This window comes from Croceicoccus sp., assembly GCF_983967925.1.
Genome location: NZ_CFETID010000013.1, coordinates 1 through 13646, shown reverse-complemented (window position 1 = coordinate 13646; position 13646 = coordinate 1). Strand labels below are relative to the sequence as shown.

The 13646-nt window shown below is 62.6% G+C and carries 12 protein-coding genes and 2 tRNA genes; 4 read left to right on the top strand and 10 right to left on the bottom strand.

Features of this window, described 5'->3' with window-relative positions; genetic code table 11:
- Positions 1-100 precede the first annotated feature (100 nt).
- Entirely contained in the window at positions 101-898 is a 798-nt protein-coding gene (locus tag AC4FIJ_RS09000) for a response regulator (RefSeq protein WP_490336382.1), read from the bottom strand.
- Positions 899-1086: 188 nt separating this feature from the next.
- On the opposite strand from AC4FIJ_RS09000, the gene AC4FIJ_RS08995 reads away from it, so the two are divergent.
- Entirely contained in the window at positions 1087-1863 is a 777-nt protein-coding gene (locus AC4FIJ_RS08995; RefSeq protein WP_490336381.1) for a Crp/Fnr family transcriptional regulator, read from the top strand.
- Positions 1864-2166: 303 nt separating this feature from the next.
- Here the strand turns inward: AC4FIJ_RS08995 and AC4FIJ_RS08990 are convergent, their stop codons facing one another.
- The 9 genes from AC4FIJ_RS08990 to AC4FIJ_RS08950 form a co-directional block, all read right to left on the bottom strand.
- Positions 2167-2601, bottom strand: a complete 435-nt coding sequence (locus AC4FIJ_RS08990) for a response regulator (protein WP_490336380.1) — start codon at positions 2599-2601, stop codon at positions 2167-2169.
- Between the two features lie 155 nt (positions 2602-2756).
- Complete coding sequence (locus AC4FIJ_RS08985) at positions 2757-3914, bottom strand: N-acetyltransferase (protein WP_490336379.1); 1158 nt, start codon at positions 3912-3914, stop codon at positions 2757-2759.
- Positions 3915-3927: 13 nt separating this feature from the next.
- Entirely contained in the window at positions 3928-4764 is an 837-nt protein-coding gene (locus AC4FIJ_RS08980; RefSeq protein WP_490336378.1) for a sterol desaturase family protein, read from the bottom strand.
- Positions 4765-5026: 262 nt separating this feature from the next.
- The gene (locus tag AC4FIJ_RS08975; RefSeq protein WP_490336377.1) at positions 5027-5314 is read right to left on the bottom strand and encodes a hypothetical protein; all 288 of its coding nucleotides are present in this window, start codon (positions 5312-5314) and stop codon (positions 5027-5029) included.
- 82 nt (positions 5315-5396) lie between these two features.
- The gene (gene lptG, locus AC4FIJ_RS08970) at positions 5397-6494 is read right to left on the bottom strand and encodes an LPS export ABC transporter permease LptG (protein WP_490336376.1); all 1098 of its coding nucleotides are present in this window, start codon (positions 6492-6494) and stop codon (positions 5397-5399) included.
- Positions 6484-7779, bottom strand: a complete 1296-nt coding sequence (locus AC4FIJ_RS08965; RefSeq protein WP_490336375.1) for an LptF/LptG family permease — start codon at positions 7777-7779, stop codon at positions 6484-6486. The genes lptG and AC4FIJ_RS08965 overlap by 11 nt, the downstream gene beginning before the upstream one ends.
- A gap of 110 nt (positions 7780-7889) precedes the next feature.
- Complete coding sequence (clpS, locus tag AC4FIJ_RS08960) at positions 7890-8339, bottom strand: ATP-dependent Clp protease adapter ClpS (protein WP_490336454.1); 450 nt, start codon at positions 8337-8339, stop codon at positions 7890-7892.
- A gap of 216 nt (positions 8340-8555) precedes the next feature.
- The gene (locus AC4FIJ_RS08955; RefSeq protein WP_490336374.1) at positions 8556-9674 is read right to left on the bottom strand and encodes a phasin family protein; all 1119 of its coding nucleotides are present in this window, start codon (positions 9672-9674) and stop codon (positions 8556-8558) included.
- Between the two features lie 214 nt (positions 9675-9888).
- Positions 9889-11895, bottom strand: a complete 2007-nt coding sequence (locus tag AC4FIJ_RS08950; protein ID WP_490336373.1) for a PHA/PHB synthase family protein — start codon at positions 11893-11895, stop codon at positions 9889-9891.
- 211 nt (positions 11896-12106) lie between these two features.
- Here AC4FIJ_RS08950 and AC4FIJ_RS08945 point away from each other — a divergent pair, with 211 nt between their 5' ends.
- The 3 genes from AC4FIJ_RS08945 to AC4FIJ_RS08935 all read left to right on the top strand — a co-directional run bounded on the left by AC4FIJ_RS08945 (position 12107) and on the right by AC4FIJ_RS08935 (position 13614).
- On the top strand, positions 12107-13297 hold the full coding sequence (locus AC4FIJ_RS08945) for an LL-diaminopimelate aminotransferase (protein ID WP_490336372.1): 1191 nt from the start codon (positions 12107-12109) through the stop codon (positions 13295-13297).
- A 102-nt stretch (positions 13298-13399) separates the two neighbouring features.
- Positions 13400-13473, top strand: a tRNA-Cys gene (locus AC4FIJ_RS08940).
- Positions 13474-13538: 65 nt separating this feature from the next.
- A tRNA-Thr gene (locus tag AC4FIJ_RS08935) sits at positions 13539-13614 on the top strand.
- Positions 13615-13646 lie beyond the last annotated feature (32 nt).

Genomic DNA, 13646 nt, shown 5'->3' with positions numbered 1-13646 from the left:
GACGATCAGCCCGGCGCGGCACCGATCGATCAGACAGTCACACGCAAAAACGCCCGAAACCGAAGTTCCGGGCGTTCGGGCGTAGATCAGTTTGAAACGATCAGGGCAGCGGTCGGCTCGATCCGAAGAACAGCGCCTGGCTGATCGCGGCGCGCACCGTGCTTTCTTGGAACGGCTTGGTGACGAGATAGGTCGGTTCCGGCCGGTCGCCCGTCAGCAGGCGCTCCGGATAGGCGGTGATGAAGATCACCGGTACCGAATCGATGGCAAGAATATCGTCGACCGCGTCCAGACCCGACGAACCGTCGGCAAGCTGGATGTCGGCCAGTACGAGGCCGGGCATGTTTTCGGCAATGACGTCCTGCGCCTGCGTCCGCGTCGCCGCGGTGCCGCAGATTTCGTGACCCAGCGAACGGACCAGATCCTCAAGCTGCATCGAAATCAGCGGCTCATCCTCGATGATGAGGACGGTGGTCGACGATTCGCGATCGATCTCGCTCACCGCTTCCTGCACCAGACCTTCGACATCGCCTTCGGACAGATCCATGATCTCGGCCGCCTGCGCGATCGAGAAATCCTCGAGCGTGGTGAGCAGCAGCGCCTGGCGGTTCAGCGGCGTGATAACCGCCAGCCTCTCCTGCGCGGCGGTTTCGTGATCGCCGATCATATCGTCGCCATCCGCAACCTGCAGGAATGCGCTTGACCAAAGCTTGCTGAACGCCCGGTACAGCGGAACGCGGCCGCCCTCAGCAAGGCTTTCCTTCAGTTCGGCATCGGCAAGGATCGCTTCCAGCGTGGCGCGCACGAAGGCGTCCCCCGTGCTCTGCGATCCGGACAGTGCGCGCGCGTAGCGGCGCAGATATGGGAGATTGGCGGCGATCTTGGCCCCAAGTGACATGAAAACCCTTCCCTATTTGGCAGTTCCGGCATCAACGAACGCCTCATGCTTCGGTTCCCGAAGCAATGTCGTCAACGATCGCTTTCCCATATGTTATTGCGGTTAAGCATGGAAACAATAAGGAGATAAGGCAAAATTCGCGAATGCGCCGATTGGGCGGCGCCGAGATAGGCTTGGGACGGGCGGTAATGGGGACTGACAGCGAAACGAACGGACGCGGCGTGAAGGTTGGCGCCGCGATGACGCCCTGTACGGATTGTCCACTGCTCGACTGCCCGGGGCTGCGCCAGATGGAGCCGGAGAGGCGCCGGGAGGTCGAGGCGTTCAAGCAAGGCGAGATTTCGCTGGAACGCGGCGGTCAGGTATTGACGCAGGGCATGCGAAGCAACGAGATCTATACGGTGCTGTCGGGCGTGCTGATCCGTTTTCGCCTGATGGAGGACGGGCGCCGCCAGATCATCAATTTCCTGTTCCCCGGGGACCTCGTCGGCCTGCAGTCCATGCTGGACGAACCGATGACGCATGGGGTCGAGGCGCTGACCCCGGCCCAGCTGTGCGTTTTTCCGCGCGACCGGTTCATCGACTTCGTCGGCCAGAACCCGGATATGGGCTATGACGTGATCTGGCTCGCCGCCAAGGAAGAGTCCGCGCTGGAAGAGCATCTCGTCGCCCTGGGCCAGCGTAATGCGAAGGAGCGGATCGCCTATCTCGCGCTGTTCATCCTCAGACGCGCGGAAGGAACCTGCCTGGCAGCGAACGGACGCGTCGAACTGTCGATCACGCAGGGCCAGATCGCGGACATGCTGGGCCTGTCGCTCGTCCATACCAACCGGTCGATGCAGGCGCTTCGCCGTGACGGGCTGGTGCGCTGGTCTCTCAACGCGATCGAGATCCCCGATCCCGAGGCGGTCAGCCAGTTCGTGCGTTACGATCCCCATTTGTCGAACCCGCGGCCCTATCTTTAATCGCCCTTAAAAACAGCGGGTTGGGCCGAAAACGACCGGCGGCGCAAATTTTTTCGATCCCGCAGGAACCGCATCGCGGGCCGTTCATTATAGGCTTGTCACCCACCGAGACCCCCTCCCGTCCAAAGCGGTTGGTGATACGATCCCGAAAGGCCTTCGCCCCACCCAAGGGGGCGGAGGCCTTTTTAATTGCCCCATTTTTAACTGTCCCGTTGCGGATGACGAAAACGGACCCATAGGCGGGCCCGCCGCATGCGCGGTCACCGACCTGTCGGCCTAAACCGTCAAGTCCTCAAAAATATCTCAGTCGTGAGAGATGGCGCCGCGAAGCCGCTGGAACAGGCCGGTGCGGCGCGTGTCCCTGACCGCTTCCAGCAGCGCCTCGGGGGCGTAGGGCTTGACCAGCACCTTGCCCATTTCCTTGATCCCGTCGGGTATGGCCTGCGGGTTGCCCGTCGAAAAGACGATACGCGGAACCTGCGGGCCCAGTTCCGTGACCAGTTCGGCCACGGCCCAGCCGTCGTCCCGATCGACCAAGTGGACATCGAGAACGAGGACTTCGGGACGCTTGCGTTCCAGCGCGGCCAGTGCCTGCCGCGTGCTGGAACAGACGGTCACTTCGGGCGATCCGCCGCCCAGCAGGATATCCTCGATCGACAGGGCCAGAATGGGATCGTCCTCGACAACCAAGGCCGTGCCGATCCGGTAATCGGCCTCCTTGGCGGGCGTGTTCGACATTGGTGGCGGATCCCTGAACATGGTCTTTGCGACCTGTGACTATCGCGCCGCTATCGGACCCCCGTGCAGATCGGGAACTGGTCTTGCCCAGCTACGCTCTCGCTCAACGCGTTGCCGCCCGCCGAAGTTCCCGATTCAAAGGAGGAAATATGGGTTCAGCGGGACAGCGCCTTGCCATAGATGGTGTATTCGCGATTGACCTTCGCATCGATCGCCTCGGCAATGGCGTTCATGCCCTGGTTGTCGTCGAGGATCCAGCCGATCTCGCCGCGTATGGCGGCATAATCCTCGACCGCGGCGCGGCGGATATATTCGATCATCATGAAGGCCAGCTGGCTGGCAAGCCGCGAACCCTGCAGACGCTTGCGTACCCCCATCAGCGGCACGCGCATGTCGGCGGGATAGGGCCTGCGCAGCCAGCGCAACAGCTTGAACCAGCCGAAGGGGAACAGCCTTCCGCCCACTTCCTTGATCGGGCGGTTGAGGTTGGGCAGCGTCATCATGAAGGCCACCGGCTCACCCTCATATTCGGCGACACGGATCAGATCCTCGAACACCAGCGGCTTCAGCTTCTTGCCTGTATGCGCGACTTCCGCATCGGTGATCGGCACGAAGCCCCAATTGTCCGACCATGCGTCGTTCAATATGTCGAGGATAAGGGCCGCTTCCTCGTCGAAACGGCTCTTGTCCACCTTGCGGATGCGGATCTTCTCGTTCTTTTCGCCCGAGGCGATGACGCGCTGGATCAGCCGTGGATATTCGACCCGCACATCCAGATCGAAGGTGCGCAGCATCTTCGCCGCTTCATAGCCCAGCGCTTCGATCCAGCCCTGATAGTGCGGGTTGTGGTGACCCATCATCACCATGGGCGGGTGATCGTGGCCCATGGTCAGCAGGCCCGGCTCTTCCCAGATCGACAGCGAGATCGGCGCGAGTACGCGGTCCATGCCCTTGTCGCGCAGCCATTGCTCGGCGCGCGCGATCAATGCGTGGCAGACGGCTTCGTCTTCGGCCTCCATCAGGCCCCACTGGCCGCAGCCCGGACCGAACCCCTGTTCGACCGGCATGGACAGCGCCAGCCGGTCGATATGCGCCGAAATGCGTCCGACGATGCGGCCATCGCGACGGGCAAGGAACAATTGCACGTCGGCATGCTGGAAGAACGGGTTCTTCGCCGGATCGACCATTTCCGCCGCTTCGGCGCGAAGCGGCGGCACCCAGTTGGGATCGCCTGCGTTCAACCTGTAGGCGAGATCGACGAATTGCTTGCGCTCGGCACGATTGCCCACCGGCGCGACGGTGATCTCACCCATGTAACGGCAGTCCTCAGGCGACGGTATTCTTGGAGGCGTTCGGATCGAACCCTTCCTTGCCGCGAACACGGCGGCGCGGATGGCCCGAGGCGATGCCGCCTGACAGGTCCTTCACATAGGGCCACTGCGCCGCAACCGTTTCGTCATAACCGAGGTTGAAGACGGTCGGCGAGCGCTTGGGACGGTCCTTCTTTTCGTAATAGGTGCCCAGCATGCGGTCCCAGAAATAGTTCGTGATGCCGTAATTGCCGTCCTCGTCGAAATAGTGATGCTCGACGTGGCGCTGCTTCATCGTCTGCACCCATTTCCACTTCGGCTTGAAGGCAAGGTGCTGGATGCAGTGCATGAATTCGTAATAGCAGGTCGTCAGCAGGCCGCCCGCAAACGCCGCCGCGGCCCCGCCGATGCCGCCGATCGCATAACCGATGGGCGCGGTGGCAAGGAAGATCGTCGGCACGGTGGTGTGCAGCGCGCCGAACAGCACTTCCAGATGGTTGGGATCCTGGTGGTGATCGTAATGGATCCGCTTCCACGTCGCGGCCAACGGCTTTATCTTGTACATCCATTGCCCGTGCAGGACATATTGATGCAGCAGATGCCAGACGAGCGGATAGACGACCAGCGCCACGGCAAATGACGCCGCGGCGCGCAGGGCCGTCGTGGGATAGATCGCGAACGCCACGACGCACAAAGCGGTCAGGCCCAGATAGGCGATGATGGTGTAGTGCTGGAAATAGGCGAAAACCAGCTGCCGCAAACTCATCCGGTCAAGGTAGTGCGACCTTTTCCAGAAGGGGAGCTTTTCGGTATCGCCCTGCGAAGCGGCGATGGTGGTGTTGCTGTTTGCCATGTCTAAAATGCTTTGTGACGGACTTGCGCAATCGAAACGCTTTCGTCCTGGAACGCGCGGCCCTTAGCACAGGGGACGCGGCACTGGCCAGCAAGGCCCGGCACCGCCCCGATGCAAGAGATGCCGGGCGTAACTAAGATGCAACGCCTGAATATCAACTGACCTTTGGGCCATGGATCAGAAAGGGGCCATGCGAACCGGCAATGCAAAAAGGGCCGCCCGCATGGTGCGGACGGCCCCTTCATCTCGTTGTTCGAGGCGATCAGTCGCTTTCGACGCTCATCGACGGGTTGTCGTCGACATCGACGGTCGTGGTGGTGCCGCCATCGGTAATGGTCGCGTCCAGGCCGTTCTCGTCGATGCTCATGCTGTCCCCGTCGACCGTGTCGGCCGACGGGCCGGGGACGACGGGTTCGGTCATCGCCGGATCGGTCATGGCGGGTTCTTCCATCATCGCCTCCTCCTCGGCAACCGGATCGGCCGGTTCGCTGCAGGCGGCGAGGCCAAGCATGGTCAGGCCGGCGAGGGCGGGCAGGGCAATCTTCTTCATCGTGCGTCTCCAACAATATGGCGTAATTGTGGCAAGGGACGCACTAATGACGGATTGGTTCCGCGGCCTGCGACGAAGCGTTTTATTCCTCGGTCTTCAAAAGCACCGTTTCGCCGATCAGCAGAAACAGCAGGAACGGCGCCCAGGCGGCCAGAAACGGCGGATAACCGCCAAAATTGCCGATTGCGATGGCCGCGTTATCGACCACGAAATAGGCGAAACCCAGCCCCATGCCGATCACCGCGCGCACGAACAGCTGGCCCGACCGGGCAAGGCCGAACGCGGCGACGGCCCCCAGCAGCGGCATCAGCAAGGCCGACAGCGGGCCCGAGATCTTGTGCCACCATTCGCCCTTGATCTCCTGGGTCCGGCGGCCAGCCGCCTCCAGCGCATCGATCGATTCGGTCAGATCGATCAGGTTCTGCGACTGCGCATCGACCTTGCTGATCGCGATCTCGCGCGGGGTGATGCCTTCCGCCACAACGGCCGATGCGAAGCGTTCCTGCGTCGCGGTGGCGATGTTGAAACGGACCGGATTTTCCAGTCTCCAGCCCGGATTGGCATAGGTCGCGCGGTCGGCGCGCCATTGTTCGGCCAGCATCAGCTGCGGATCGCGGCGATACCAGGTGACCCCGACCAGCTGCATCGCATTGCCGGTGCCGACGGCGGATCGCGCCGCAAGGATGGCGTCCCCTTCGGCAAGGTAGATATTGCTGCGCGTCTGCTCGCCGCTGGGGATCGCGCCCCATTCGGCGTCCTCCCACGCGGACAATGTGGCGGTGGCGCGGGTCACGACCCGTTCGTTGAATATGAAGCTGCCGACTGAAACGAGCGCGGCGGTTGCGACCAGCGGAGCGAGGATCTGATGCGCCGACAGCCCCGCGGCCTTCATGGCGATGACCTCGCTGTTCTGGTTCAGCGTCGCCAGCGTGATGATCGTCGCCAGCAGCACCGAATAGGGCAGAAAACGCGCCACCAACTGCGGCGCGCGCAGCGAGACATAGGTCCAAAGCTCTCCCTGACCGTTGCCGGGGGCGGCCAGAATGTCGCCGCTGGTGCCCAGCAGGTCCAGCATCTGCAGCACCAATACCAGCATCGCCAGCACCGCGAAGATGCGTACCGAGAACATCTTGGCGAGATAGATCGTCAGCCGCTTCGACGGGAAGAAATCAAGACGCATGCGGTTGCTCCGCATTGCGGGCGTCGGCGGCGCGGGCCTCGGCTTCGGCGGCGCGGGCCTTGGCGGCCAGTTCGCGGTTGCCGGTGAAGCGCAGCAATCTGAACAGCACCATGAACCGCTTCGACACCCATGCCGCGCCCTTTTCCAGCCAGGCGATGGCCTGTCCGCCGGGCACATAGGCGACCCGCCAGTACATCCAGATGATCAGCGCCGCGAACAGCACGAAGGGCACCCACAGCGACAGGATCGGGCTGACCAGCCCAAGCGCCGCCACGTCTTCTCCGTACTGGTTCACCTTGTGATAGGCGACCACCATCACGATCGACACGAAAACGCCCAGCGTCGAACTGGACCGTTTGGGCGGAATGGCGAGCGACACCGCCAGCAGCGGCAGCAGCAGCATCATCACCACCTCGACCAGCCGGAAATTCAGGCTGGCCAGCGTCTGGTTGCGCATCTCCTCCGACACGCTGTCGTTCCAGCCGAAATAGAGCAATTCGGGCAGGATATATTCCTTCTCCGCTCCGCCGCGGGTGCGGAAACGCTCGATCTCCGGCAGGTCGATGGGCAGGTCATAGCTTGCGAAACTGAGCACGCGGGGGGTGGGGATCGAGGCCTGGTCCTGTACGATGGTGCCGTCGGTCAGGCGCAGGATGATCGTGTTCGGCTCTTCCTCATTGGCAAGGAACTGTCCCTGACGTGCAGAGATCGACAGCATGTCGCCGTCGGGCTGGGTGATGCGCGCGAATATGCCCGAAAGCTCGCGCCCGTTGTCGCGGCTTTCCTCGATCCTGAGCGCGGTGCGGTCCTCAAGCGTGGTGAACTCGCCCACCTTGATCGATGCGCCGAGGGCACCCGACTGCAATTCGAAGGCCAGCCGCGAATAGTCGTACCGCGCCACCGGCTGGACGAAATAGACCAGCAGGAAATTCAGCCCGACCAGCGCGATGGTGATGAGATAGGGCACGCGCAGCAGCCTTGTGTATCCCAGCCCAACGGCGCGCATCACGTCGAGTTCGGAACTGGTCGCCAGCTTGCGGAAGGCGAACAATATGCCCAGCATCAGGCCAAGCGGGATCGCAAGGCTCATATACTCGGGCAGCAGGTTCGCCAGCATGCGGAAAATGACGCCGATCGGGCCGCCTTCGTCGGCGACAACCTCGAACAGGCGCAGCATCTTGTCGAGAATCAGCAGCGAAGCCGCAAGCGCCAGCGTCCCCAGCATCGGCATCAGCACGAGCTTGAAGATGTAGCGGTCGACGTCGGTGATGAAATTCTTGAACAAGTCCGGTCGGGCTTTCGGGCGGCTGTGGTTGCGCCCGCCATAGTCGGATCAGGCAGGAAGGTCACGCCCCGTCCGGCATACCCTCTCCAAAGCGCTACCGGGGCGGGGGATCAGTCCTTTTCAAGCGTGCATTGCAGCGGATGCTGATTGGCGCGGGCGAAATCCATCACCTGGTTCACCTTGGTCTCGGCAATTTCGTAGGGATAGACGCCGCAGACACCGACGCCGCGCTGGTGCACGTGGAGCATGACGCGCGTGGCCTGTTCCATGTCCATGCGGAAGTAGCGTTTCAGAACCATCACGACGAATTCCATCGGCGTGTAGTCGTCGTTCAGCATCAGCACCTTGAACTGGCTGGGCTTCTTGGGCTTGGCGCGAGTGCGGGTGGCGATGCCGACCTGCCCTGCGCCGCCGCCGCCCTTTCCGGCGTCGTCGCCGTCCTCGTCCGCGCAGATCGGATCGGTGCGAATTGGTGCGCGCGGATCGGGCTGGCGGGAATCGCCAGCTTCGCCGCGAAACGACGTGCTTTCGGACAATACGGAATCGGAATGCTGAGCCATCATCATCACGCAGAATATCGTATCGGACCGCTGCCATACAAGAGGCGGTTGCCGAGCCGACGTCTGAGCGCGGCCATCGCCCCGTTCAGAAGCGCAAATGCAGATGGCCGAATGCGGTCTCCCGCACCCGGCCATCGCGTCATCCGGCAATCGCGACCCGCCCGCATGCCCGTTGCCGGGCACGCGAGGCTATGCCGACGAATCAGGGCCGACGAATCAGGCTGCCTTGATCTTTTCCATCGCCAGGCTCATCCGCGAGGAGAGCGGCTGCGAGGCGTCATTGGCAAGCTTGAGCATCGCTTCGGTGTTCTTCGTGGACATGGCAACGGCCTTGTCGAAGTTCTTGCGAAGCAGCGCGCTCTGAAGCTGGAAGAAGTCGGTCGGCGACTTCACCGCGGCCATTTCCTTGACTTCGGCGGTCAGCTCTTCGAACTCGGCCTTGCTGTCGGCCATCGCGCTGCGGCTCATTTCCTGCATGCCGCTGGCGAAGATCTTGCTCGATTCCATCATGGCTTCAAGGTTGCCCTTGGTGAACTCACCGGCTTCCTTGAACATTTCGGTGCTCTTCTTGTAGGCGTCCTGCGACTTTGCCGACATTTCGGCCATCGCATTCTGGAACGACTTGGTCATCATTTCAGCATCGGTCATCTTTACGAACTCCTGGGTGATTTCTTGTATTTTAGTCGCTGGCTTGAAAGGGGTCTGGACTGACTTTGCCGGCGCCTCGGGGGCCGGGGCGGTCGAGGTCTTGGCGGCCAGCGGCGCCTTTTCCTTCGACTGCGAAACTGTTTCGGGCTTGCTCGAAGCCGGCTTCGGCTCTGCCTTGGGCGCCGGTTCTGCCTTGGGCGCCGGTTTGGCTTCTGCCTTCGGTGTAGGCTTGGCCGCCGCTGCGGGCCCGTCTTCCTTGACAGGATCCGCCTTGGCAGGCGCTTCCTGCTTCGCTTGTGCCGTTTCCTTTGCAGGCGCCGGGGGCGCCGCATCGGACACGTCCGACGCCATCAAGGCCACGGTCGCGGTCGCAGGCGTCTTGCCCTCTGCCGATGCGATTGCCGGTTTCGGCAAGCCATCCTTCTTGGGGGCGGGAGTCTTGACCGGGAACTGCTTCTTGGCAGCGCGCTTCGTCGGCTTCTTGGCTGCCGGCGGCTTCGGCTTCGAAGCGGATGCCTTCGGAGCAGCGGCCTTGGCGGGCGCGGCCTTTTTGGCCGAATCGTCGGCAGGCTTCACGCCCGACGGCGTTTTGGTCTGCGCCTTTTCCGCTGTCTTTCCGGCTGCGGCCTCATAGGCCTTTGCCGCGTCGCGATCCTGTTTGTCGTCTGCCATGGCAACCACCTTCATGCGTCCTGTCCGGGCAATTTCCCGACCGGCCAATCCGGAATGGTCTCTTCCGGTAGCCGGTCTGCAACCCGCCGATTACGGTAATGTTGCAGTGCACAATACAGATTGAGGGGGTTGAGGTCAAAGCATTTTTGTGCAGTGCACAAATCGCGCGGCGCGACTGCAGCATAAAATGCGAAAGGCGATTCGGATTACGGAAATTATCGCAGGCGGATCAAGACTTTACATAGCGTCCCGGTGCATCCTCAATGACCGTGTCACCGCGCCCACCCGGTTTGCGCTTGCCTTTTGCTGCGACTTCCTCGGCGTCGATGGAGCGGATCCAGCCTGTCCAGTGGTCCCACCAGCTGCCCGGCGTCTCGACGGCGCTCTCCAGAAACTCGGCCAGCGTTTCGGGCAGGCGGCGCGACTTGTCCCCGAACTCGCCGGGAAGCGACCAGAACTGGTACTTGCGTGCCTCGGGCGGATTGACGACGCCCGCGATATGGCCCGACCCGGCCAGCATGAATTCGGTTGCGCCGGAAAAGTTCTGGGTCAGCTTCCACACGCTTTTTGCCGGCGCGATATGGTCCTCGCGCCCTGCCTGGACGAAGCACGGCGTCCTGACCTTGCTAAGGTCGATCGGCGTATCGTTCAGCGTGATCGCATCGGGCACGACCAGCAGGTTATCGTGATAGAGCTTGCGCAGATATTCGCGGTGGAAGCGGGCGGGAAGGTTGGTGCCGTGCCCGTTCCAGTAGAGCAGGTCGAACGGCTTGTAGTCCTCGCCCAGCAGGTAATTGTTGATCACATAGTTCCACAGCAGGTCCGGGCTGCGTAGCAGGTTGAACGCAAGGCTCAGATAGCGCCCGTCGAGGAAACCCTCGGTCGCCAGCGAATCGACCGCGGCCAGTTGCTGCTCGTCGATGAAGGCCTTGAGCTCGCCCGCTTCGGAAAAATCGACCTGCGCGGTGAAGAAGGTGGCAGAGGCGACCTTGTCGTCCTCCCCCCGCCGCGAAAGGCTGGCCAGCGTGGCCGCCAGCGTCGTGCCCGCCACGCAATAGCCGATGGCATGCACCGCCGGCACCTTCAGCCGTTCGCGAATGACGTCGATCGCCTCTTCCTGCGCGGCGACATAATCTTCCCACCCGATGTCCGCCATCGACGCATCGGCGGATTTCCAGCTGACCATGAATGTGCTGATCCCCTGGTCGAGGCAGTATTTCACGAAGCTTTTCTTCGGCGTCAGGTCGAGGATGTAGAAACGGTTGATCCACGGCGGGAAGATTACCAGCGGCACCGACAGCACCTTGTCCGTCGTCGGCGTATACTGGATCATCTGGAACAGCGGCGTTTCATGGACCACCTTGCCCGGCGTCGAGGCGATATTCTCGCCGATCGTGAAGGCGGCCTTGTCGGTGTGGGTCAGTTGGCCCGCCTGCAGGTCGGACAGGAAGTGCGTCATGCCCTTGACCAGATTCTCGCCCCCGGTCTCCAGCGTACGTTCGATCACGACCGGATTGGTCAGCGGGAAATGCGCGGGCGACATCGCCTCGGTCAACAGGCGGGTGAAGAAGGACAGCTGCAGCTTGCGATCGGCGGGCAGGCCTTCCGCCTTGGCGGCAGCGTCCATGATCTGCTCGGCCGCCATCAGATAGGACTGGTGCAGCATCGCGAACACGGGATTGTCGCGCCACTGCGGGGCGGCAAACCGCTTGTCGGATCGCGGCAGCTCGGCAAGCGAGGACTGGGCCTCGGCGGTGGCGGTCATGAATTGCCCGGCCATGGTTTCCCACAAGGCAAAGCTGTCGGCGAGCAGGCGGCGGCTCGCCTCGTCGTCGGGCATGAACTGCGTCATCCAGCGGCTGGTCAGTTCCATCCATTGCGCGGGATCGGCCATGCCGCTGGCGGCAAGCGCGGGATTGTCCCTGGCGAATTGCTGCCACATCGCGGTCAGCTGCGCGGCCAGCGCCTGCCACTCGTTCGCATGGCTTGACGAAGGGCTGTCTGCGGACGCGCTGCTGTCCTCGCCGGGCGAATCGCCAGCGGGCAGAAACGCGTCCATCATTTGGCGCGCTGCCGCCGATTGCATCGCCATCATTTCGCGCATCGGCCCTTCCATCATGGTCGTGAAGGGGCCCGCGAACAGGGCTGCGGGAAAGGCGGCGGCTGGCCCGCCTGCTGTCCCCGCATCGTCGCCAGACTTGCCGGTTTCGTTTCCGTTCTTCTGCTTGGTGGCCATTGCATCCCTCGGGCTTTTGCGCTCTCTCGCCTTGGGCTGGCATCGTGGTCCCGCCAAAGAAAAATGGCAACCGCATCATGGCTTTTGCGAAACATCGTGGCGTGATTTGCCTTGCGGTGGGCATTTTCTGCAAGCATGGGCGTGGTCTGCGCCGGGCAAGCGAGAATCGCGAAGGATCGCCCGCGCATCAATGCCTTTGGAAAAGAGAGAGATGAGCCAGGATTTCTACCGCATCAAACGCCTTCCCCCCTATGTCATCGCAGAGGTGAACGACATGCGGGCCGCGGCGCGTCGAGCGGGCAGGGACATCATCGACCTCGGCATGGGCAACCCCGATCTGCCGCCGCCCCAGCATGTCATCGACAAGCTGTGCGAGGTGGCGTCCAAGCCGGATGCGCACGGTTATTCGCAGTCAAAGGGCATCCCCGGACTGCGGCGCGCGCAGGCGAACTACTACGCCAAGCGCTTCAACGTCGAGCTGGACCCGGAGCGCGAGATCGTCGTGACCATGGGATCCAAGGAAGGGCTTGCCAGCCTTGCCACCGCGATCACCGCGCCCGGCGACGTCGTGCTGGCGCCCAACCCGTCCTACCCGATCCACACCTTCGGCTTCATCCTGGCCGGTGCGACCATTCGCGAAGTGCCGACCACGCCCGACGATCGCTATTGGAAGGCGCTGGAGGCCGCGATGCGCCACACCGTGCCGCGCCCGACCGTGCTGATCGTCAACTATCCGTCGAACCCGACGGCCGAAACGGTCGATATCGAATTTTACGAGCGGCTGGTGGCCTGGGCCAAGGAGAACAGCGTCTGGATCATCTCCGACCTCGCCTATTCCGAGCTGTATTATGACGGCAAGCCGACCCGTTCCATACTGGAGGTTCCGGGCACAAAGGACGTTGCGGTCGAGTTCACCTCGATGTCCAAGACCTATTCGATGGCCGGCTGGCGCATGGGCTTTGCCGTCGGCAACCGCGAGCTGATCGCGGCGCTGACGCGGGTGAAGAGCTATCTCGATTACGGCGCTTTCACGCCGATCCAGGCGGCGGCCTGCGCGGCGCTGAACGGGCCGCAGGACATCGTCGAGAAGAACCGCAATCTCTATCAGGCGCGCCGCGACGTGATGGTCGAGGCATTCGGCCGCGCCGGGTGGGAGATACCCCCGCCGCCGGCCTCCATGTTCGCATGGGCCCCGCTGCCGCCCGCTTTGCGCGAGATGGGCAGCCTCGAGTTTTCCAAGCAGCTGCTCACCCATGCCGAAGTCGCGGTGGCACCCGGCGTCGGCTATGGCGAGCAGGGCGAGGGCTATGTCCGCATCGCCATGGTCGAGAACGAGCAGCGCCTGCGGCAGGCGGCGCGCAATGTGAAGCGCTGGTTCCGTTCGATGGGCATGAACGTCTGATCGCAGGCCCGGTCCAGACAGGAAAAGCGCCGCTGCCGTCTTTTGCCCGATTGCCATGCGGGGCGAAGGGCGCTAGTGGCGCTTTCCCTACACCACATGAGGGGCCCGATGGCGGAGTGGTGACGCAGCGGACTGCAAATCCGTATACGCCGGTTCGATTCCGGCTCGGGCCTCCATCGCCGTGTAAGGCATTTTTGCGTCTTGCCGCAAACCGCACCTGCGGCTAACGGGACGCCGGATTGCCGCTTTAGCTCAGTTGGTAGAGCATCGCATTCGTAATGCGGGGGTCACAGGTTCGAGTCCTGTAAGCGGCACCAGTTTTCCTAAAATCGTTGAAAAACAGCCTTTT

What these genes read in the sequence shown, in the direction of transcription:
- lptG (WP_490336376.1), bottom strand. Translation starts at nt 6,494, where the DNA reads ATGCGTCTTGATTTCTTCCCGTCGAAGCGGCTGACGATCTATCTCGCC.
- AC4FIJ_RS08985 (WP_490336379.1), bottom strand. Translation starts at nt 3,914, where the DNA reads ATGGGTGAGATCACCGTCGCGCCGGTGGGCAATCGTGCCGAGCGCAAG.
- AC4FIJ_RS08950 (WP_490336373.1), bottom strand. Translation starts at nt 11,895, where the DNA reads ATGGCCACCAAGCAGAAGAACGGAAACGAAACCGGCAAGTCTGGCGAC.
- AC4FIJ_RS08980 (WP_490336378.1), bottom strand. Translation starts at nt 4,764, where the DNA reads ATGGCAAACAGCAACACCACCATCGCCGCTTCGCAGGGCGATACCGAA.
- AC4FIJ_RS08995 (WP_490336381.1), top strand. Translation starts at nt 1,087, where the DNA reads ATGGGGACTGACAGCGAAACGAACGGACGCGGCGTGAAGGTTGGCGCC.
- AC4FIJ_RS08990 (WP_490336380.1), bottom strand. Translation starts at nt 2,601, where the DNA reads ATGTCGAACACGCCCGCCAAGGAGGCCGATTACCGGATCGGCACGGCC.
- AC4FIJ_RS09000 (WP_490336382.1), bottom strand. Translation starts at nt 898, where the DNA reads ATGTCACTTGGGGCCAAGATCGCCGCCAATCTCCCATATCTGCGCCGC.
- AC4FIJ_RS08975 (WP_490336377.1), bottom strand. Translation starts at nt 5,314, where the DNA reads ATGAAGAAGATTGCCCTGCCCGCCCTCGCCGGCCTGACCATGCTTGGC.
- clpS (WP_490336454.1), bottom strand. Translation starts at nt 8,339, where the DNA reads ATGGCTCAGCATTCCGATTCCGTATTGTCCGAAAGCACGTCGTTTCGC.
- AC4FIJ_RS08945 (WP_490336372.1), top strand. Translation starts at nt 12,107, where the DNA reads ATGAGCCAGGATTTCTACCGCATCAAACGCCTTCCCCCCTATGTCATC.
- AC4FIJ_RS08955 (WP_490336374.1), bottom strand. Translation starts at nt 9,674, where the DNA reads ATGAAGGTGGTTGCCATGGCAGACGACAAACAGGATCGCGACGCGGCA.